Raw genomic sequence first — 20,602 nt, forward strand, 5'->3', positions numbered from 1 at the left:
AGGTTACTGTAATTATGTCCAGTATTTTTTTCTGGCAAATTCGCCATAGCAGAGTAGAATTAGCAGCCTGCCCGCCGACTTCATCTGCTGGAACCGCTAAAACATGAGCAAAGCCTTTAAACTCAACTCCGCTTTCAAGCCTTCAGGCGATCAACCTGAGGCGATTCGCCGTCTCGAAGAGGGGCTGGAAGATGGACTCGCGCATCAAACGCTGTTGGGCGTGACGGGCTCTGGTAAAACGTTTACCGTGGCGAACGTGATTGCCGACCTCAACCGTCCGACCATGGTGCTGGCGCCGAATAAAACCCTGGCAGCGCAGCTCTACGGCGAGATGAAGGAGTTTTTCCCGGATAACGCGGTGGAGTTTTTCGTCTCTTATTACGATTACTATCAGCCTGAAGCCTATGTGCCGAGTTCTGACACCTTTATCGAGAAAGATGCCTCGGTGAATGAACACATTGAGCAGATGCGTCTGTCGGCGACCAAAGCACTGCTGGAGCGTCGTGATGTGATTGTGGTGGCCTCGGTTTCGGCGATCTACGGCTTGGGCGATCCCGATCTCTACCTGAAAATGATGCTGCACCTGACGCGCGGCATGATTATCGATCAGCGCAGCATTCTGCGTCGCCTGGCGGAACTGCAATATACCCGCAACGATCAAGCCTTCCAGCGCGGTACCTTCCGCGTGCGCGGCGAAGTGATTGATGTGTTCCCGGCCGAATCGGATGACATCGCGCTGCGTATTGAGTTGTTCGATGAAGAAGTTGAAAGGCTGTCGCTGTTTGATCCGCTCACCGGTCAGATTGATTCTGTTATCCCACGCTTTACCGTTTATCCAAAAACGCACTATGTGACGCCGCGCGAACGCATTCTGCAAGCGATGGAAGAGATCAAAGATGAGCTGGTGATCCGCCGCAAAGTGCTGCTGGAGAACAATAAGCTGCTTGAAGAGCAGCGTATTTCCCAGCGTACGCAGTTCGATCTCGAAATGATGAACGAGTTGGGTTACTGCTCCGGCATCGAAAACTACTCGCGCTATCTTTCCGGTCGCGGACCGGGTGAGCCGCCGCCGACCTTGTTCGACTATTTACCGGCGGATGGCTTGCTGGTGGTCGACGAATCGCACGTTACTATTCCGCAGATTGGCGGCATGTATCGCGGTGACCGCGCGCGTAAAGAGACGCTGGTGGAATACGGTTTCCGCTTGCCGTCAGCGCTGGATAACCGTCCAATGCGCTTTGAAGAGTTTGAAGCGGCCGCGCCGCAAACCATTTATGTGTCGGCCACGCCGGGCAATTACGAGCTGGAAAAATCAGGCAGCGAAGTGATTGATCAGCTGGTGCGCCCAACCGGCCTGCTGGATCCGGTGCTGGAAGTGCGTCCGGTGGCGACGCAAGTGGACGATTTGCTGTCGGAAATCCGCAAACGTGTCGAAATCAACGAGCGCGTGCTGGTGACCGTACTGACCAAGCGTATGGCGGAAGATCTCACCGAATACCTTGTGGAGCACGGCGAGAAGGTGCGCTATCTGCACTCGGATATCGATACCGTGGAACGTATGGAGATTATCCGCGATTTACGCCTCGGCGAATTTGATGTGCTGGTCGGCATCAACTTGCTGCGAGAAGGTCTGGATATGCCAGAAGTATCGCTGGTGGCGATTCTCGATGCCGATAAAGAGGGCTTCCTGCGTTCCGAGCGTTCGCTGATTCAGACCATTGGCCGCGCCGCGCGTAACATCAACGGCCGGGCGATTCTCTACGCCGACAAAATCACGCCGTCGATGGAGCGCGCGATGGGCGAAACCGAGCGCCGTCGTGAGAAGCAGCAGAAATACAACGAAGAGAATGGCATTACACCGCAAGGGCTCAACAAGAAGATCACCGATATTCTTGAGCTCGGTAAAAACGTGGTGAAAACGCGCGGCAAAGGCAAAACCGCGTCACGCACTGCGGCAGAAGCCGAAGCTAACTATATGGCGCTTACGCCGCAGGCGATGCAGAAGAAAATTCACGAGCTGGAAGGGCAGATGCAGCAACACGCGCAGAACCTGGAGTTCGAAGAAGCCGCCAGCGTGCGCGATCAGTTACATCAATTGCGTGAGCTGTTTATTGCGGCTTCGTGATGGTTGTAGCCAGGTCGCCATAATCGTGATGGTTGTAACCAGGTCGCCATAAATGGCGACCCTACACGGCCTGAATGGCGTGTTCCAGCGCGATACGCAGCAGCTGGCGGTCGTGGCGATATTTGATGTCGGCGGCTTCCAGCGGTTCGCGAATGATTAAACGCTCTTCCACACCGCGAATATCGGCGGCCGGACTGACCACCACCGCATCAATCACCCGCTTGCCAATCGCTTTCTCCATAATCGCCAACTTATCGGCCACATTCAGGCTGGCTGCCGCCGGGCTCAGTTCGCGGCCCAGATTGCCAATAAACACCATGGTGGCAGGTGTACGACGCAGCGCGCGCGCCATGTCTTCCATCAGCAGAATCGGCATCAGGCTGGTGTAAAAACTGCCGGGGCCAATCAGAATCAAATCCGCTTCGCCTATCGCCTCAATCGCTTCGCGAGTCGGCAATACATTGGGATGCAACATCAACTCTTCGGGCGGCTGCTTCATCTCATCAATCGCGGTTTCGCCGTACACCATATTGCCTTCGCCATCCTGCGCCACCAGGTCGACCGGCTGTTCCGACATCGGAATCAGAAACGCATCAACCTTAAGCAGATTACGAATGATATTGATGGCTTCCAGCGGGCGTACGCTTAGGTGATCGAGCGCTTTCAGCATCAGGTTGCCCAGGTTGTGCCCGGCCAGCTCGCCATTGCCGGTGAAGCGATACTCAAACATCGCCGTGGCGACGCTCGGTTCGGTGATCAGCTGATTGATGCAGTTGCGCATATCGCCCCACGCAATGCCGCCTTCCGAGCGGCGAATGCGGCCGGTGGATCCGCCGTTATCGGTGGTGGTGACAATACCGGTTAAGCGCGAGCCTAACGGTGCCAGCGCCGACATCACGCGGCCCAAACCGTGTCCGCCACCTAATGCCACTACGCGGTCCAAATCTGCCAGGGTTCGATTCATGTTTCTCCTTTGTCACTGACGTCCTCGCGTTGAGGCGTAGTTGAACTGATGTGCATCAATATCTGTGATGCATTTTACCGTATCCTGTCGCGAAAATGCGGTGAAAAACACGTTATACATCAAGATATATAGCGAAATTCACTGATGGATGCGAATCGCTAATCGCGCTACCATTCGTTTTAACCGTGTTGTCCATAATGACAACAAACTCCCAAGCCTGGTTTCCTAAGTCGTTAAAGATATGGAATGCAGGCCGCAGCCTTGAGCTGCCAGGGTGCAGAAAGAAATGACTGCATCTCCCGACTTTGGAAAGGTGTTCAGGTGCCACAATTTACAGATGCCTACGCGCGCAGCTTTTACTATCTGCGCCTGTCGGTCACGGATGTGTGTAACTTCCGTTGTACCTACTGCTTGCCGAATGGCTACAAGCCGAACGGTACGCACAATAAAAGCTTTCTCTCGCTGGATGAGATTCGTCGCGTGACGCGTGCCTTTGCGGCTGCGGGCACGGAAAAAGTGCGCCTGACGGGCGGCGAACCCTCTATGCGTCGCGATTTCACCGACATCATCGCCGCCGTGCGAGAAAACGCCGCTATTCGCCAGATCGCGATGACCACCAACGGTTACCGCATGGCGCGTGACGTACGTGCGTGGCGCGCTGCCGGTCTCACCCACATCAACGTCAGCGTCGATAGCCTCGACGCACGCCAGTTTCACGCCATTACCGGCCAGGACAAATTTGCCGAGGTGATGGCGGGAATCGACGCCGCCTTTGATGCCGGTTTTGAGAAGGTGAAAGTCAACAGCGTGTTGATGCGCGATGTGAACAGCCACAGTCTCAGCACCTTCCTTGAGTGGCTGCGCCTGCGACCGATTCAACTGCGCTTTATCGAACTGATGGAAACCGGCGAAGGCAGCGATCTGTTCCGCCGTCATCACATCTCCGGTGAAGTGATCCGCGATCAGCTGATCATGCAAGGTTGGCAACGCCAGCCGCGCGGTCGCAGCGACGGCCCGGCGCAGGTGTTCCGTCATCCCGATTATCAGGGCGAAGTGGGCCTGATCATGCCGTACGAGAAAGATTTCTGTGCCAGCTGCAACCGCCTGCGCGTCTCGGCGCTGGGCAATTTGCATCTGTGCCTGTTTGGCGATGGCGGCGTGTCGCTGCGCGATCTGCTGGCCTCTGACGATCAGCAAGATGCGTTGCAGGCACGCATTGCGCACAGCCTTGGACAGAAAAAGCAGACGCATTTCCTGCATCAGGGCAACACCGGCATCACACAAAATCTCTCCTTTATTGGTGGCTAAACACAGGAGTTACGGCCATGGGTAAACCTTCTGGCGAATTTGTCGCCTTAAATGTGGCGGTGATGACCGTCTCGGATAGCCGCGATGCCAGCAATGACACATCCGGCGATTATCTGCGTGAAGCGCTGGCGGAAGCCGGGCATCAGGTGGTGGATCGCACGATTGTGCCGGATAACCGCTATCGCATTCGCGCCACTGTGTCGCGCTGGATCGCCAGCGACGATGTGCAAGTGGTGATCGTTAACGGCGGCACCGGCTTCAACAGCAAAAACAGCACGCCAGAAGCGTTGCTGCCGCTGCTGGACCGCGAAATCGAAGGCTTTGGTGAGCTGTTCCGCATGATCTCCTATGAAGAGATTGGCAGCTCAACGCTGCAGTCGCGCGCGGTGGCCGGATTAGCCAATCAGACGCTGATTTTTGCCGTGCCGGGATCGACCAACGCCTGCCGCAGCGCCTGGGAACGCATTATTGAAGATCAACTGGATGCGCGTACGCGTCCGTGTAATTTCGTCTCACATTTGAAGAAGTTGTAAGCATGTCATCGTTAACTCATATCAATGCCGCTGGCGAAGCCCACATGGTGGATGTCTCTGGCAAAACCGAAACGGTGCGCGAAGCGCAGGCCGAAGCGCTGGTGCTGATGAGCGCCGAAACGCTGCAGATGATTATTGACGGCAGCCATCACAAAGGTGACGTCTTCGCCACCGCGCGCATCGCCGGTATTCAGGCGGCAAAACGTACCTGGGAACTGATCCCGCTCTGTCATCCGCTGATGCTGAGCAAAGTGGAAGTCAGTTTGATTGCTGAACCCGAGCACAATCGCGTGCGCGTCACCTCGCTGTGTCGTCTGACGGGCAAAACCGGCGTCGAGATGGAAGCGTTGACGGCGGCATCCGTCGCGGCGCTGACCATCTATGACATGTGCAAAGCGGTGCAAAAAGACATCGTCATCGACCAATTGCGTTTGCTGACTAAAAGCGGCGGCAAGTCCGGCGACTTCAAGGCGGTGAGCCATGATTAAGGTAATGTTTTTTGCTCAGGTGCGTGAATTGACCGGCACCAGCTCACTTGATTTGGCTCCAGAATATGATGACGTCGCGACATTACGCGCGGCGTTAGCGGAGAAGGGCGATCGCTGGGCGCTGGCGCTGGAATCTGGCAAGCTGCTGGCGGCGGTAAACCAAACGCTGGTGCCGATGACTCATCCGCTGCGTGCCGGTGATGAAGTGGCCTTTTTCCCGCCGGTCACTGGAGGCTGATGATGGAAACGCGGATTCGTGTGGGTTCAGAGCCGTTCAACGTCGGCGAAGAGTACGAAAAACTCGCCGCCCATGACAGCGACGGCGCGGTTGTCACTTTCACCGGCAAAGTGCGCAATCACAATCTCGGCGCTAGCGTGGCGGCCTTGACGCTGGAGCACTATCCCGGCATGACGGAAAAAGCGCTGGCCGATATTGTTGAAGATGCGCGTCAGCGCTGGGCGCTGCAGCAGGTCACGGTGATTCATCGTGTTGGCGAACTGTTCCCCGGCGATGAGATCGTGTTTGTGGGCGTCAGCAGCGCGCATCGTAGCAGCGCCTTCGCTGCCACTGAGTTCATCATGGATTACCTGAAAACCCGCGCACCGTTCTGGAAGCGCGAAGCTACCGCTGCAGGCGATCGCTGGGTCGATGCCCGCGACAGCGATCATCAGGCTGCTGAGCGCTGGAGCTAGCGCGCAAAATCCTCCGGCTCCGATAGCGGCAGGCCACTGAAAACGTTAAGGTACGGTTTTTGTTGGCGTCAGGGAGCAGGATGAACACGAGCAAGATGATGAAAGGCGCAGCATTGCTGGCTGCGCTGGTGCTGGTTGGTTGTAGCACCAAAAAAGAGCCGCAGGTGCCTGCACGTCAGCCCGCCGATGTGAAAAGCCAAATCCAGCAGTTGTTGCCCAGCGACGTTAAGCAAAAGTCCGCCTGGGCCGACGACATCTATACCGCGTTCCGCGTGCAGCAAATCGATGCCAGCGTCAGCAACATCTGCGCGGTAATTGCCGTCACCGATCAGGAGTCCAACTTCAGTGCTGATGCGGAAGTACCGGGCTTACCGAAAATCGCATGGGGCGAAATCGATCGCCGCGCCGCCAAAGTACACGTTCCGGCATTTCTGGTGCGCACCGCGCTGCTGATCAAATCGCCGAACGGTGAAAGCTATGCCGCGCGTCTGGATAAAGTGCGCAGCGAGAAAGAACTGAGCGCCATCTTTGATGATTTCATCGATATGGTGCCGATGGGGCAGAAACTGTTTGGCAACCTTAACCCGATTCATACCGGCGGGCCGATGCAGGTCAGCATTGAGTTTGCGGAAGCGCACGCCAAAGGCTATCCGTATGCGGTTGACGGTTCGATTCGTCGAGAAGTCTTCACCCGTCGCGGTGGTATCTACTTCGGCACGCTGCATCTGCTCGGCTATCCAGCTGATTATAGCCAGCCGCTCTATCGCTTTGCTGATTTCAACGCCGGTTGGTACGCCAGTCGCAACGCGGCATTCCAGGCGGCAATTGCGCGCGCCAGCGGCATCAAGCTGGAACTGGATGGCGACTTGATTATGTATGGCAGCGAGCAGGCCGGCTCCACCGAACTGGCGGTACGCAGTCTGAGCAAGCAGCTGGATATGAGCAATCGTGAAATCCGCCGCGATCTGGAGAAGGGCGACAGCGAAGATTTTGCCAAAAGCACGCTGTGGAAGCAGACCTTTATTCTTGCCGATAAGATGGCCGGAAAACGTCTGCCGCGCGAAATGCTGCCGGGCATCAAGCTGGAGAGCCCGAAAATCACCCGCAATCTCACCACCGCGTGGTTTGCCCAGCGCGTTAATGGCCGCTATCAACAGTGCTTGACGCGCCGTTGACGCAAACGGGTGTACACTCCACACTTACAGAGTTTGTTAACGTAAAAGCTAATGAGGCGCTTCATGGATCGATATCCACGTAATGATTCAATCGTGCAGCAGGCATCCACCTCGCTGCAGACCTACATGGCGCAGGTGTATGGCTGGATGACCTGCGGCTTGCTGCTCACCGCGTTTGTTTCGTGGTTTGCTGCGAACAACGATCAGGTTATGTTTTTCATTTTTGCTAACCGAGTTGTTTTTTACGGCTTGATTATTGCGCAATTGGGATTGGTTTTTGTGTTGTCGGGCATGGTTCACCGCTTAAGTGGCACAGTAGCAACCAGTCTTTTTATGCTCTATTCAGCACTCACGGGTCTGACTTTAGCCAGTATTTTCCGTATTTACACAGACACATCCATAGCAAGCACCTTCTTTATAACGGCAGGTATGTTCGGTGCGATGAGTTTATATGGTTACACCACTAAGCGTGACTTAACTCGTTTGGGCAGTCTGCTCTTTATGGCGTTGATTGGTATCGTACTGGCGTCGCTAGTGAATTTCTGGTTAAAAAGCTCGGCACTAATGCAAGCGATTACCTATATCGGCGTGGTAGTGTTTGTCGGCTTAACCGCCTATGACACGCAGAAGCTGAAGGCGATTGGCGAGAACATCAACGTCAATGATAAAGAGAACCTGCGTCGCACTTCCATCATGGGCGCGCTGACGCTGTATCTCGACTTCATCAACCTGTTCCTGATGTTGCTGCGCATCTTCGGCAACCGCCGCTAATCCTCGTATATCTTCGTAGGGTCGCCATTCATGGCGACCAGGTCGGCATAAATGCCGACCCTACGAGGATATTTACCGCGAAACCGATTTCTCCATCTTCTGCTCATTCTTCTGCCGCAAATGCTTCGCGCGGCTCTCCAGCCACAAATAGAGCACCAGCGCCACCAACAGCGGCAGAATAAAGTAGAGCACGCGGTAAGCCAGCAGCGCCGCGATAATGCTGCCGTGCGAGGCATGTTGCCCACTCAGCAGCGCCAAAAATACCGCTTCCAGTACGCCAATCCCGGCCGGAATATGAATAATCACGCCCGCGATACTGCTGATCAACAGCACGCCTAACACAATCGGATAATCCACCTGACGCGCCAGCAGCAGCCAGATAATCATGCCCATCACCATCCAGTTGGCGCAGGAGACGGCAAACTGGAACAGCGCCATGCGCAGCGAAGGCAGCTGCAGGTGCTGGCCTTTTACCGTCCAGCGGCGCTTCTTCGCAAAGGCGCACGCCCACAAATAGACCGCCACCATCACCAGTAGCACCGCGCCAATAATGCGCAGCGTGGTTTCGCCAATGAACCAGCCGGAAGGAATCGGCACCATGCCCGCCGCAAACACCACGCCGGCCAGCAGAATATAGCCGAGCCAATTGGTGGCGATGCTCAGCGAGAAAATGCGCGTAATGGTGTTTCCCGGCAAACCGAGTCGCGAGTAGAGCCGATAACGCATCGCCACGCCGCCAACCCAGGTGCTGAGCGTCAGGTTGAAGGCATAACAGATAAACGACACCAGCATCACCTGACGCTTCGCCAGCTTATGGCCGCAGTACGCGCGTCCAATCAGGTCGTAAAGGCCATAAGTCAGATAACTCACCACCACCAGCGCGGCAGCGCTCAGCACCACATAGCGGTTGTAGCCGACGATGACGGTATAGACGTCTTCCCAATTCACCTTGCGCGCATACACCACCAGCAGCACAATCACCGCGATAAAAAACAGCCAGGTGAGGATTTTCTTCGCCAGTTGCCAGCGCGGATTCTTTTTCGACATTAAGGTTTCGCTCCTGGATTATCGGCTTCAACCCGATCCTGGGTTTCCATTTCAGGTTGCACCGGCGGCGCAACCTGCGACAAGCGCGGCGTATGCGCAGGCAACCAACCGGCTATAGCCGGGAAGTGGCGTAAAAAGTGGAACACAATCACGCCTTTGGTCAGTTGCCACCAGTTGCGCGGCGGCAGCTTGTCATCTTCCACGCGCACGCAGTCCTGCTGAATCAGCAACTCCAGATTGTCGCGCAGCGTCTGGTTGAAGGCGCGATCGTGCACCATCAAGTTGGCTTCCAGATTGAGGGATAAACTCAATGGATCGAGGTTGCTCGAGCCGACGGTGGACCACTGCTGATCCTGCACCGCAATTTTGCCGTGCAGCGGGCGGCGGCAGTATTCATACACTTCCACGCCACCATCGACCAAATAGTTGTACAGCAGCTCGGCGCCAACTTTAACGATCGGCATATCGGGTTCGCCCTGCACAATCAGCCTGACGCGCACGCCGCGCTGTGCCGCGCTCCGCATCTCACGCAGCAAACGATAGCCGGGGAAGAAGTAGGCGTTGGCGATGATCACATCCTTCTGTGCTTTGCGCAGCATGGCGAGATAGTGCTGCTCAATGTCGTCGCGGTGTTCGTCGTTATCGCGATAGACAAACAGCACCTGCGCTTCACCGGGCATGGCGTTAACCGCCGGACGATGTGAACGCGCGCCCCACCAGCGCCGCGTGTGCTGTTCGCTGCCCATCTGTTGCTGCACGTATTGGGCAATATCCAGCACCACCGGGCCTTTCACCTCCACCGCATAATCTTGTTTGGCTTGCGCGCCAAAATCGGTGTTGTGCTCGGCGGAGAAGTTGATGCCGCCGACAAAGGCGATCGCTTCATCGACCACCACAATTTTGCGGTGCAGACGACGGAACACGTTGGTGCGCATGCCGAGCACCAGCGGACGCGGATCGTAATAGATAAAGCGCACGCCAGCGGCGGTCAGGCTATTAACAAATCGATCGGACAGATCTGGCGAGCCGTAGCCATCGACCATCACTTCAACTTTCACTCCACGCTGCGCTGCGTTAAGCAACGCTTCGTGCAGGTCGTTACCCACTTCATCTTCAAACAGAATAAAGGTTTCCAGCAGCAGCGTGCGCTCGGCGCGCTGAATCGCGCCTAACACGCGCGGGAAAAATGCGTCACCGTTCTCAAGCAAACGGAGCTGATTACCGTCGCGCCAATTGAAACTCATAGGAAAATCTCCACCGCTAATGGCGCATGATCGGACAGGTGTGACCAAGGTTTAACCGGCAGCGCCCACGGCTTACTTACCGTGGCGTTGCGGATGTAGATACGATCAAGCCTTAACAGCGGAAAACGTGCCGGAAAGGTGCGGGCAGGGCGGCCGGTTTTGATACTGAACACTTCCTCTAAGCCCACCGCGCGCTTGAGAAAGCGATTAGCGCTGACCTGCCAGTCATTAAAATCACCGGCCACCACCAAGGGCGCATCGGGTGGCAGCGTATCGATGAAGTCGCACATCATCTTCATCTGCGCCTGACGATGTTTCTCTTTCAGACCGAGATGCACGCAGAACACATGCAGCGGCTCAGCACGATCCGGCAGGCGAATTTGGCAGTGCAACATGCCGCGCTTTTCACTTCCGGCGACGGAAATATCGCGGTTTTCATATTCAACGATGGGAAATCGTGACAATATCGCGTTCCCGTGATGTCCTTCGGGATAAACGGCGTTGCGGCCATAGGCGAAATCGTCCCACATGGTATCGGCCAGAAACTCGTAATGTGAGGTTTCCGGCCAGTTTTCGATGTGCAGTGAATGGATAGCGTGGGTGCCCATCACCTCTTGCAGGAAGACAATATCCGCTGATGTCGCGCGGACAGCGTCACGCAATTCCGGCAGGATAAAGCGGCGATTAAAGCTGGTGAACCCCTTGTGGGTATTGATCGTCAGGACTTTAAATGAAAATCCTTGCGTATTTTGTGGCATACTTCGACGCGCTCCTTTTCATCATCAACAGCACAAAGTGTAGTCTTTGTCACAAATGGGTGGTGTTAAGGGCAGAAAATTAGGGCGTAATCCGAAATTTGCTTTACATTGAGGACGTTCGTCTGGCCTCCAGCCAGATACACTTGGGCGACCTGTTGGGTCTGCCAGGAGAAGAGAATGAAATGGTCTAATCGTGTTCAGATTGTTACCGGACAAACCTGTTTGCACATTGCAATGCACCTGCTGGTGATTGCCGCGCTGGTTTGGGGCTGGAAACATAGGGCGCTGGTTGAAGTGAGCAGTACCCTGGTGGCAGCTTATGCGGTGGTATTTATTACCATGCTGGTCATGCAGCGTAGTGCCCGTTTACGTAGAATGGGTGATTCCCTCGAAGAGGTGACCACCACGTACTACTTTGGCGCAGCGATGTTAACGCTGTTCCTGATCTCCCGCTTTATCCACAACAATCTGCTGATTGGTATCCTCGGCGTGGTGATGTTGGTGGGACCGGCGCTGGTATCACTGCTGGCGAAAGAGCCGGTCCAGCGCATCGAGAAGAAGCGCAGTTGATCAATTAGGGACCGCAACCCTGCGGACCTGACAAAAAGGAGCCAAATGCGGCTCCTTTTTTTATGGATGCTGTACGCGCGGAAAGCTGCTAAACTCGCGCCCTTACGCATGGTAGTTTGTGCCCTTTTCACACGTGAGCCCCGCGCTTGCGTCATATCCCTCCTGAAAACTACATCGCCTACGGCGATCAGGACGGTTCGGAGTAATACACCTGCATGTCATTTGACTCTCTCGGCTTAAGTGCCGATATTTTGCGTGCGGTAGCAGAACAAGGCTACCAAGAGCCGACGCCAATTCAGCGTCAGGCAATTCCTGTGGTGCTGGCTGGTCGTGACCTGCTGGCGAGCGCCCAAACCGGCACCGGTAAAACCGCCGGCTTTACGCTGCCATTGCTGCAGCGTCTGACTGCAAAACCGTCCACGGCGCGTGGCCGCCGTCCGGTGCGTGCGTTGATTCTGACCCCGACCCGCGAACTGGCGGCTCAGGTTGGCGAGAACGTGCGTGAGTACAGCCAATATCTGGATATCCGTTCGCTGGTGGTCTTCGGCGGCGTGAGCATCAACCCGCAGATGATGAAACTGCGCGGCGGCGTTGACGTGCTGGTAGCAACACCGGGCCGTCTGCTCGATCTGGCACACCAGAACGCGGTTGATCTGTCACAGGTTGAAATCCTTGTGCTGGATGAAGCGGATCGTATGCTCGACATGGGCTTCATCCACGACATCCGTCGCGTGCTGGCGCGTCTGCCTGCTAAGCGTCAGAACCTGCTGTTCTCTGCCACCTTCTCTGACGAGATCAAAACGCTGGCGGAAAAACTGCTCACCAACCCAGAACAGGTTGAAGTTGCGCGTCGTAACACCGCATCTGAGCAGGTTTCACAGCAAGTGCATTTCGTGGATAAGAAGCGCAAGCGGGAACTGCTGTCGCTGATGATTGGTCGTGATAACTGGCAGCAAGTGCTGGTCTTCACCCGTACCAAACACGGCGCCAACCACCTGGCTGAACAGCTGAACAAAGACGGCATCACCGCCGCCGCGATCCACGGCAACAAGAGCCAGGGCGCACGTACCCGTGCATTGGCTGACTTCAAATCTGGCGGTATTCGCGTGTTGGTTGCCACCGACATCGCGGCGCGTGGTCTGGATATCGAAGAGCTGCCACACGTGGTGAACTACGAGCTGCCAAACGTGGCGGAAGATTACGTGCACCGTATCGGTCGTACCGGCCGTGCGGCTGCTACCGGCGCGGCACTGTCGCTGGTGTGTGTTGATGAACACAAACTGCTGCGTGACATTGAGCGTCTGCTGAAGCGTGAAATCCCACGCATCGAGCTGCCTGGTTTCGAAGTCGATCCAAGCATCAAAGCCGAGCCAATCCAGAACGGTCGTCAGCAGCAGGGCGGCGGTCGCGGTCAAGGTGGACGCGGTCAAGGGCAGGGTCGCGGACAGGGCGGCAACGTCTCTCGCCCGCACAGCGGCAACGCACCACGTCCGCAGGGTGAAGCGCGTTCAGCGCGTCGTCCAGCGCAGGGCGCAAGCCAGGCCGCGCCAGCCGCCAACAGCGGTCGTCGTCGTCCGGCACCGAAGAAAACCGGGAACGCCTAACGTCATGAGGGTTTTGCTGGCGCCGATGGAGGGCGTGCTTGATTCGCTGGTGCGTGAGCTGCTCTCCGGGGTTAATGATTATGACTTATGCGTGACCGAGTTTTTGCGCGTGGTCGATCAGCTGCTGCCGGTAAAATCCTTCTATCGTTTGTGTCCTGAGCTGCATAACCACAGCCGCACGCCGTCAGGCACGCGCGTTCGCATGCAGCTGCTCGGGCAATATCCCGAATGGCTGGCAGAGAACGCCGCGCGCGCGGTGGAACTCGGTTCCTGGGGCGTCGATCTCAACTGCGGTTGTCCGTCGAAGCTGGTAAATGGCAGCGGCGGCGGTGCCACCTTGCTGAAAGATCCCGAACTGATTTATCGCGGCGCGAAAGCGATGCGTGAAGCGGTGCCGGATCATTTGCCGGTGACGGTGAAAGTACGATTGGGCTGGGATTCCGGCGATCGTCGCTTTGAAATCGCCGATGCGGTGCAGCAAGCCGGTGCCAGCGAGTTGGTGGTGCACGGTCGTACCAAAGAAGATGGCTATCGCGCCGAGAGCATTAACTGGCAGGCGATTGGCGAAATCCGCCAGCGTCTGAGCATTCCGGTGATCGCCAACGGTGAAATCTGGAACTGGCAGGACGCGCAGGATTGCATGCGCATTACCGGCTGCGATGCGGTGATGATTGGACGCGGTGCGCTCAACGTGCCGAATCTGGCGCGCGTGGTGAAGTACAACGAAGCGCCGATGCCGTGGTCTGACGTGGTCGCATTGTTGCTGAAGTACACTCAGCTGGAAAAGCAGGGCGATACCGGCATGTATCACGTGGCGCGCATCAAGCAGTGGCTTGGCTACCTGCGCAAGGCGTATCACCAAGCCGACGGCTTATTCAGCGAAGTTCGCACCCTCAAAGTCTCCGCCGAAATCGCCACCGCGATTGAGCGGCATGCATCAGCAATCATCAAATCCTCGTAGGGTCGCCATTTATGGCGACCTTCTCACACAAGTGCATATAAACTTTATAACTAAAAAATCCGCGATCTATTAGCAGGCTAAGGTTATAGTTGTCGTTCAATTTCATCATCATGCCCGACGCCACCTTCCATGTCTGACGCCGCTGTACTGAGTAACGCTCAGTTAAATAAACGTATTCTCTCCGTCATTGTCTTCACCTTCTTTTGCTACCTTTCGGTGGGTTTGCCGCTGGCGGTGCTGCCGGGATTCGTGCATAACCAGCTTGGATTCAGCTCATTCATCGCCGGATTGATCATCAGCCTGCAATACTTCGCCACGCTGTTAAGCCGTCCGCATTCCGGTCGTCTGGCGGATCGCTACGGTCCAAAACGCGTGGTGATGATGGGATTGGTGTTCTGCGGCATGAGCGGCGTGCTATCGATTATCGCCGCGCTGTGCAGCGATATGCCGCTGCTGAGCCTGGCGCTGCTGGCGGCGGGCCGCTTGTTCCTCGGCGTCGGTGAAAGTTTTAGCAGCACCGGATCCACGCTGTGGGGCATGAACATTGTCGGCCCGCTGCAAACCGCGCGCGTGATCTCGTGGAACGGCGTGGCGACCTATTTCGCCATGGCGATTGGTGCGCCGCTCGGCGTGCTGCTTAATCAGTGGTTTGGCATTAGTGGCTTTGCCGGTTTGGTGGCGATCATGGGCGTTGCCGGATTCTGGATGGCGAGCCGCAAAGCGGGCGTCAGCGTTACCGCCGGCGTGCGCATTCCGTTTCATCGTGTGGTCAGCCGCGTGTGGATGTTTGGTCTGGCGCTCGGCTTTGGCACCATCGGCTTCGGTGTAATCTCCACCTTTATCACCCTCTATTTCGCCAGCCGCGACTGGAGCGGAGCCGCGTTCGCGCTGACGCTGTTCAGCCTCGGCTTTGTGATTGTGCGCCTCGGTTTTGGCCGCTACATCACGCGTTTTGGTGGCCTGAAAGTGGCGCTGGTGTCGTTCGTGCTGGAGTGTGCCGGCTTGCTGCTGATTTGGCAGGCCGACAGTATCTGGCTGGTGGATTTGGGCGCGTTCCTTACCGGCGGCGGTTTCTCGCTGGTGTTCCCGGCGCTGGGCGTTGAGGCGGTGAAGCGCGTCCAGCAGCAGGATCAGGGTTCGGCGCTTGGCACCTATTCGGCGTTTCTCGATTTAGGGCTGGGATTAACCGGACCGGTGGCGGGCTTGCTGATTGGTCATTGGGGCATGCAATCGGTCTATCTGGCGGCGGCGCTGATGGTACTCGGCGCGTTTGTCATCACGCTGCGCCTGCACCAACAGCACGGCCGCCAGACGGCCGCGCAAGCGCTTTAGTATTTCTCTGGCACCACCATGTGCTCGGGTACCGGCGCGCGGCGATAGTCTTCAGAACGTTCGCGCGGCGGTAACATAATCGGTTTGGCTTCGCTCTCTTCGTATGGCATCTGCTGCAGCAAATGGCTGATACAGTTGAGTCGCGCACGCTTCTTATCCACGCCTTGTACCACCCACCACGGCGCTTCGGGAATATTGGTGCGCTCCAGCATCTCCTCTTTCGCCTCGGTGTAATCTTCCCAGCGACGACGGCTTTCGAGATCCATCGGGCTCAGCTTCCACTGTTTAAGCGGATCGTGAATGCGGCTGAGGAAGCGCAGCTCCTGCTCTTCATCGGTGATCGAGAACCAGTATTTGATGATCTGGATACCGCTGCGCGTCAGCATTTTTTCAAACTCCGGCACGCTGCGGTAAAACTCTTCCACTTCATCTTCGTTGCAGAAACCCATTACGCGCTCGACACCCGCGCGGTTGTACCAGCTGCGGTCAAACATCACGATCTCACCGGCGGCCGGCAGATGGGCGATATAGCGCTGAAAATACCACTGCGTTTTCTCACGATCGTTGGGCGCGGGCAGGGCGGCTACGCGGCAGGTACGCGGATTGAGACGCTGAGTGATACGTTTGATCACGCCGCCTTTTCCCGCCGCATCGCGCCCTTCAAACAGAATCACCACGCGATGTCCGGTGCGCATCACCCAATCCTGCAGCTTCACCAGCTCGCCTTGCAGATGCAGCAGTTCGCGGAAATAACGACGACGAAAGGCTTTATCGTCATCAGCCTGCGGCTCGTCGCTGTCGTTAAAACGCAGGTCATCCAGCTCCATCTCCAGCTCTTCGTCGTAGCTGTCGTAAAACTCCTGCAGCAGACGCTGATTAAAGGTCTCGCTGTGGAAGCTATTGTCGTGTGTCGCCATTATTTTCTCCCGTTACAGGTGGATAAACAGGGCGTAAAGAAGCCCCGAAAGTAAAACAGAAACCGGCAGCGTCAGCACCCACGCCATCGCCAGATTGCGGATGGTGGAAAGTTGCAAACCTGAACGGTTGGCGGCCATCGAACCGGCGACGCCCGAAGAGAGCACATGCGTGGTGGAAACCGGCAGGCCAAACACATCCGCCGCGCCGATGGTCGCCATTGCCACCAGTTCGGCGCTGGCCCCTTGCGCGTAGGTGAGATGGGTTTTACCGATGCGTTCGCCCACCGTTACCACAATGCGACGCCAGCCGACCATTGTGCCGAGGCCCAGCGCTATCGCCACCACCACTTTCACCCACATCGGGATAAAGCGCGTCGCGGCATCCAGTTCTTTCTTCACCGCCGCCAGGTTGCGCGCGGTCTCTTCCGGTAGCGTCACCTTGGCATTTTGCAGATGCTTGATGGTTTCCGATGCCAGATACATGTCATTACGCGTGTTGGTCACCGCCTGCGCCGGGATATTCTCAACCGCGCCATAGCGGCGAATCTGATCGCCAATATCGCCGAGCATCATGCCAAGCGCCGGCAACACTTGCGGGCGATTTTGGTTGGTGCGCACGAATTCGGTCAGCACTTCACGCGGCGCGGGCATGGCGGCGGGCGCGGGTTGCAGCGTCAGCAGCTGCTGTTCCGTCACCTGAGTTAAGGCGGCGACGCGCGGAATCTGCTCCGGCGGCAGCGAGCGGTTCAGCGCATAGGCAATCGGCATGGTGCCGACCAGAATCAGCATGATTAAGCCCATGCCTTTTTGGCCGTCATTCGAGCCATGCGCGAAAGAGACGCCGGTGCAGGTGAGGATCAGCAAGCCGCGAATCCATAACGGCGGCGGCTGATTGCCCTTTGGCGCTTCATACAGCTGGCGATTGCGGATAAAGGCTTTCATCGCCAGCAGCAACAGGGCGGCACAGACGAAGCCGACAATTGGCGACAGCAGCAGCGCATAACCGACTTTAATCGCCTGATCCCAGTCCACACCGCTGGTGCCGCTGCGACCATGCAGCAAGGCGTTCGCCACGCCGACGCCGATGATCGAACCGATCAGCGTATGCGAAGAGGAGGCCGGCAAACCGAAATACCAGGTGCCGAGGTTCCAGATAATCGCCGAGAACAGCAGCGCATATACCATTGCAAAGCCGTGGCCGCTGCCCGCCTGCAGAATCAGCTCCACCGGCAACAGCGAGATAATGCCGAACGCCACCACGCCGCTGGAGAGCAGCACGCCCATAAAGTTACAGAAGCCGGACCACATCACCGCCACGCCCGGCGACAGCGAATGGGTGTAGATCACCGTGGCGACGGCGTTGGCGGTATCGTGGAAACCGTTCACAAATTCAAAGCCGAGCGCGATGATTAGCGCCACGCCAAGCAGTACGAATGGCGTATAACTGGTGACCGGCGCGCCAGTCTCTTCAACATCATTAAACAGGTTAATGCCGGCATACATCAGGCCAGCGATCAGCAACAGTACAAAGATCAGGCGTGAGGCTGGACCGTTGCCGCGGTTAAGGTTCGGGCGTCCGCTGTGGGACGAGGAGGTCGATGCAGGTAAACTGTTTTCAGCCATAAAACACCTCAGTGTTAAATCACGATGCTCGAACGGCACCCGTTACTGGCAGTGTGATACGTGGTTTGTATGACAGAATGATGATGGCGATCACGCTGTGTCATCGTGCTGCAACAAAGCTGTCGCACGCTGTGGATCTGACCGTTGCGGAATGACCTGCTAATGCTCCAGCCCGTACTACCACTCGCCTCGCTGCCGGACTTCAACAACGAAGTCGCCGGATTGATTCACGGTTATCTGTTTACCCCCGCGTCGCCGCCCCAGCGCCTCAATGCGCGTGAAGCGGCCCAGCTGGCGCAGCAGCAGCTGCCGGAATCGTACTTTATCTGGCTGCACATCAACCTTAATCACGCACGTGCAGAGCGTTGGGTTCAGGACCACTTTGGCGTAGACCACGACTTTTTCGACGAGATACATTCCGCTTCGCCGCGCACCCGTTTAGCCCATCAAAACGATGCGCTGCTGGCGGTGCTCAATGACGTGACTTTCAGTAAAGAGGAACGCAGCACGCAGAACGCCACGCTGTGGATGTGGTGCTGCCCGCGTGTGGTGGTTACCGCGCGTTTTCGCCCGGTTGGCATGATTGAGCGCATGCATCAGCAGATGGATCGGCTGAAGTTCGCGGAGCCGGATGCGATGCTGCTGTGGCTGCTTGGCGAGCAGGAAGCGCAGCTGGAGCAAGTGGTGCGGCGATCCAGTCAGGCGGTGGATGCGATTGAAGAGCGCTTGCTGAGTGCGGCGATCAAAACCAACCGCCGCGAGCTTGGGCAGCTGCGTCGTATGCTGTTGCGCGTGCAGCGTTTACTGGCACCGGAACCGGCGGCGCTGTTTCGCCTGTTGAATCGTCCGCCCAAATGGCTGAAGCGTGAACCATTAGGCGAGCTGCGGATTTTCACCGAAGAGTTCAGCGTGGCGCTGAATGACCTGGCGAGTTTGATGGAACGCATTCGCTTGCTGCAGGAAGAGATTGCCGCGCGATTGATGGAGCAGAGCAACCGCACACTGTTTTTGCTGACGGTGATTACCGTGCTGGCGCTGCCGATCAATATCGTGGCGGGATTTTTTGGTATGAACGTGGGCGGGATTCCGCTGGCGAATAATCCGCACGGCTTTTTGCTGCTGGTGTTGGTGGTGCTGGCGTTTACGTTAGTGGCGGGTTGGCTGGCGTTTCGACGACCGCGGGATTGATTTGGCAAGGTCGCCATAAATGGCGACCCTACAAAACCCGGAACGGACGCTGTCGCCATGAATGGCGATCTTGCCGTTTCCGTAGGGTCGCCATTTATGGCGACCTTCTTAAAGCAGGCACAAAAAAACCAGCCCGCAGGCTGGCTCTTCACATCTTAAACCGCGATTACAGGCTGGTAGTCGGCTGCGCCGCTGGCGCTGCACCGTTGATACCTTGCGGTGTCATTGGCTCTTCTTTAGGCAATGCGTCAGAAGACTCCTGAACCGGAACCGGTGCTGGCTGAACTTCGCCTGCTGGACCGTTAATCTTGATCGGCATACCGTTACGCGCCTGGATAGCGTTGTTGACCGCATCCTGGTTGGTGCTGGCATCAGCAATCACTTTGGTCACAGCGGAAGTCAGGTTGATCGGCACCACTTCGCGTGAGTTGAACTGCTCTTCGGTGGTCGACAGCGGATTGTGCACTTCCACATAGCGCGAACCATCTGGTTCAACGGTGGCTTTCACCGGCTGATCGATGAACTGAACGCGCGTACCAACCGGCACGTTGTCGAACAGCCATTTGATGTCGTCAGCACGCAGACGCACACAGCCGTGGCTCACGCGCAGACCGATACCGAAGTTGGCGTTAGTGCCGTGAATCGCATACAGGCGGCCAATATAGAGCGCGTGCAGGCCCATCGGGTTATCCGGGCCAGCCGGGAACACCGCAGGGATGCTCTCGCCGCGTGCCGCATATTCTGCGTGCATCGCTTTGGTTGGCGTCCAGGTTGGGCCATCTTTCTTACGCTCAACCGCCGTTGTCCAGTTGATCGGCGTATCTTTACCCAGCTCGCCGATACCGATTGGCAGCACGACCACAGTCTTGGTGCCTTTCGGGTAGTAATAAAGACGCATCTCAGCGCTGTTGATCACGATGCCTTCACGCGGCGCGTCAGGCAGAATCAGCTGCTGTGGGATGATCATTTTAGTGCCAGCTTTCGGCAGATAAACGTCAACGCCCGGATTGGCTTCCAGCATGTTGCTGAGGCCCATCTGATACTGAGCAGCAAAGGCTTCCAGCGGAAGTTTGCTGTCATCAGGTACGGTGATTTCAATGTTTTCGCCGATCAGACGGCTGTTAGCCGGCGGCAGCGGATAGACTACTGCAAATGCCGACTGGCTGAACGCCGCCAGTGCGAGGGCGAGTGAAGCGAACGCGCGAATGCTCATTTTCATGTTTTTCAAGTCGTTATGGCCATGTTTCAGGCTTGTCAGTGTGTCGAATCCATCGTGGTCAGTATGACCCGCTGCGCATTAT

Annotated in this window: 20 protein-coding genes and 1 riboswitch; of the genes, 13 read left to right on the forward strand and 7 right to left on the reverse strand. The window is 56.7% G+C overall.

Going from position 1 to position 20,602, the window contains the following annotated elements; genetic code table 11:
- Positions 1-103: 103 nt before the first annotated feature.
- Positions 104-2,125 carry an excinuclease ABC subunit UvrB gene (uvrB, locus tag NR302_RS06120; protein ID WP_008102704.1) on the forward strand — a complete coding sequence of 674 codons (2,022 nt, stop codon included), beginning with the start codon at positions 104-106 and terminating at the stop codon, positions 2,123-2,125.
- A 61-nt stretch (positions 2,126-2,186) separates the two neighbouring features.
- On the opposite strand, the gene yvcK is transcribed toward uvrB, so the two are convergent.
- Entirely contained in the window at positions 2,187-3,089 is a 903-nt protein-coding gene (yvcK, locus tag NR302_RS06125) for a uridine diphosphate-N-acetylglucosamine-binding protein YvcK (protein ID WP_008102701.1), read from the reverse strand.
- A gap of 196 nt (positions 3,090-3,285) precedes the next feature.
- A riboswitch (molybdenum cofactor riboswitch) is annotated at positions 3,286-3,421 on the forward strand.
- Between yvcK and moaA the strand changes: the two genes are divergently transcribed.
- From moaA to NR302_RS06160, 7 genes are all read left to right on the forward strand, one after another.
- Positions 3,411-4,397: a GTP 3',8-cyclase MoaA gene (moaA, locus tag NR302_RS06130; protein WP_258144793.1), complete on the forward strand. Its 987-nt coding sequence runs from the start codon at positions 3,411-3,413 to the stop codon at positions 4,395-4,397. It overlaps the preceding riboswitch by 11 nt.
- Before the next feature lie 17 nt (positions 4,398-4,414).
- Complete coding sequence (gene moaB / locus NR302_RS06135) at positions 4,415-4,930, forward strand: molybdenum cofactor biosynthesis protein B (protein WP_258144794.1); 516 nt, start codon at positions 4,415-4,417, stop codon at positions 4,928-4,930.
- Between the two features lie 2 nt (positions 4,931-4,932).
- Complete coding sequence (gene moaC / locus NR302_RS06140) at positions 4,933-5,418, forward strand: cyclic pyranopterin monophosphate synthase MoaC (RefSeq protein ID WP_154153274.1); 486 nt, start codon at positions 4,933-4,935, stop codon at positions 5,416-5,418.
- On the forward strand, positions 5,411-5,656 hold the full coding sequence (moaD, locus tag NR302_RS06145) for a molybdopterin synthase sulfur carrier subunit (protein ID WP_061717329.1): 246 nt from the start codon (positions 5,411-5,413) through the stop codon (positions 5,654-5,656). The genes moaC and moaD overlap by 8 nt, the downstream gene beginning before the upstream one ends.
- Positions 5,657-5,658: 2 nt before the next feature.
- Positions 5,659-6,111 (forward strand): molybdopterin synthase catalytic subunit MoaE, encoded by a 453-nt coding sequence (gene moaE / locus NR302_RS06150; RefSeq protein WP_008102692.1) that lies wholly within the window; start codon positions 5,659-5,661, stop codon positions 6,109-6,111.
- A gap of 80 nt (positions 6,112-6,191) precedes the next feature.
- Entirely contained in the window at positions 6,192-7,286 is a 1,095-nt protein-coding gene (locus NR302_RS06155) for a DUF1615 domain-containing protein (protein ID WP_154191948.1), read from the forward strand.
- 63 nt (positions 7,287-7,349) lie between these two features.
- A complete protein-coding gene (locus tag NR302_RS06160; RefSeq protein WP_258144795.1) occupies positions 7,350-8,057 on the forward strand; it encodes a Bax inhibitor-1/YccA family protein in 708 nt (235 codons plus the stop codon).
- A 72-nt stretch (positions 8,058-8,129) separates the two neighbouring features.
- On the opposite strand, the gene NR302_RS06165 is transcribed toward NR302_RS06160, so the two are convergent.
- Genes NR302_RS06165 through NR302_RS06175 form a run of 3 tightly spaced genes read right to left on the reverse strand, consistent with a single transcriptional unit; the run spans position 8,130 to position 11,106 of the window.
- Positions 8,130-9,104 (reverse strand): lysylphosphatidylglycerol synthase domain-containing protein, encoded by a 975-nt coding sequence (locus tag NR302_RS06165; RefSeq protein WP_008102686.1) that lies wholly within the window; start codon positions 9,102-9,104, stop codon positions 8,130-8,132.
- Positions 9,104-10,348, reverse strand: a complete 1,245-nt coding sequence (clsB, locus tag NR302_RS06170) for a cardiolipin synthase ClsB (RefSeq protein WP_258144796.1) — start codon at positions 10,346-10,348, stop codon at positions 9,104-9,106. Before clsB ends, NR302_RS06165 begins: the two co-directional genes overlap by 1 nt.
- The gene (locus NR302_RS06175) at positions 10,345-11,106 is read right to left on the reverse strand and encodes an endonuclease/exonuclease/phosphatase family protein (protein WP_154191953.1); all 762 of its coding nucleotides are present in this window, start codon (positions 11,104-11,106) and stop codon (positions 10,345-10,347) included. Before NR302_RS06175 ends, clsB begins: the two co-directional genes overlap by 4 nt.
- A gap of 177 nt (positions 11,107-11,283) precedes the next feature.
- Here NR302_RS06175 and NR302_RS06180 point away from each other — a divergent pair, with 177 nt between their 5' ends.
- The 4 genes from NR302_RS06180 to NR302_RS06195 all read left to right on the forward strand — a co-directional run bounded on the left by NR302_RS06180 (position 11,284) and on the right by NR302_RS06195 (position 15,573).
- Complete coding sequence (locus NR302_RS06180) at positions 11,284-11,676, forward strand: YbhQ family protein (protein WP_007890591.1); 393 nt, start codon at positions 11,284-11,286, stop codon at positions 11,674-11,676.
- Between the two features lie 215 nt (positions 11,677-11,891).
- Entirely contained in the window at positions 11,892-13,280 is a 1,389-nt protein-coding gene (rhlE, locus tag NR302_RS06185; protein ID WP_008102680.1) for an ATP-dependent RNA helicase RhlE, read from the forward strand.
- 4 nt (positions 13,281-13,284) lie between these two features.
- Complete coding sequence (gene dusC, locus NR302_RS06190; RefSeq protein WP_258144797.1) at positions 13,285-14,241, forward strand: tRNA dihydrouridine(16) synthase DusC; 957 nt, start codon at positions 13,285-13,287, stop codon at positions 14,239-14,241.
- A gap of 129 nt (positions 14,242-14,370) precedes the next feature.
- The gene (locus NR302_RS06195; protein WP_258144798.1) at positions 14,371-15,573 is read left to right on the forward strand and encodes an MFS transporter; all 1,203 of its coding nucleotides are present in this window, start codon (positions 14,371-14,373) and stop codon (positions 15,571-15,573) included.
- On the opposite strand, the gene ppk2 is transcribed toward NR302_RS06195, so the two are convergent.
- Positions 15,570-16,490 carry a polyphosphate kinase 2 gene (ppk2, locus tag NR302_RS06200; protein ID WP_154153256.1) on the reverse strand — a complete coding sequence of 307 codons (921 nt, stop codon included), beginning with the start codon at positions 16,488-16,490 and terminating at the stop codon, positions 15,570-15,572. The genes NR302_RS06195 and ppk2 overlap by 4 nt on opposite strands.
- 12 nt (positions 16,491-16,502) lie before the next feature.
- Positions 16,503-18,113 (reverse strand): inorganic phosphate transporter, encoded by a 1,611-nt coding sequence (locus NR302_RS06205; protein WP_258144799.1) that lies wholly within the window; start codon positions 18,111-18,113, stop codon positions 16,503-16,505.
- Positions 18,114-18,275: 162 nt separating this feature from the next.
- On the opposite strand from NR302_RS06205, the gene NR302_RS06210 reads away from it, so the two are divergent.
- A complete protein-coding gene (locus tag NR302_RS06210) occupies positions 18,276-19,301 on the forward strand; it encodes a transporter (RefSeq protein ID WP_008102665.1) in 1,026 nt (341 codons plus the stop codon).
- Between the two features lie 166 nt (positions 19,302-19,467).
- Here NR302_RS06210 and NR302_RS06215 read toward each other — a convergent pair whose 3' ends face one another.
- Positions 19,468-20,520 (reverse strand): L,D-transpeptidase family protein, encoded by a 1,053-nt coding sequence (locus tag NR302_RS06215; protein WP_008102664.1) that lies wholly within the window; start codon positions 20,518-20,520, stop codon positions 19,468-19,470.
- Between the last annotated feature and the right edge of the window lie 82 nt (positions 20,521-20,602).

The organism is Pantoea sp. SOD02, assembly GCF_024707505.1.
Taxonomy (GTDB): Bacteria; Pseudomonadota; Gammaproteobacteria; order Enterobacterales; family Enterobacteriaceae; genus Pantoea; species Pantoea symbiotica.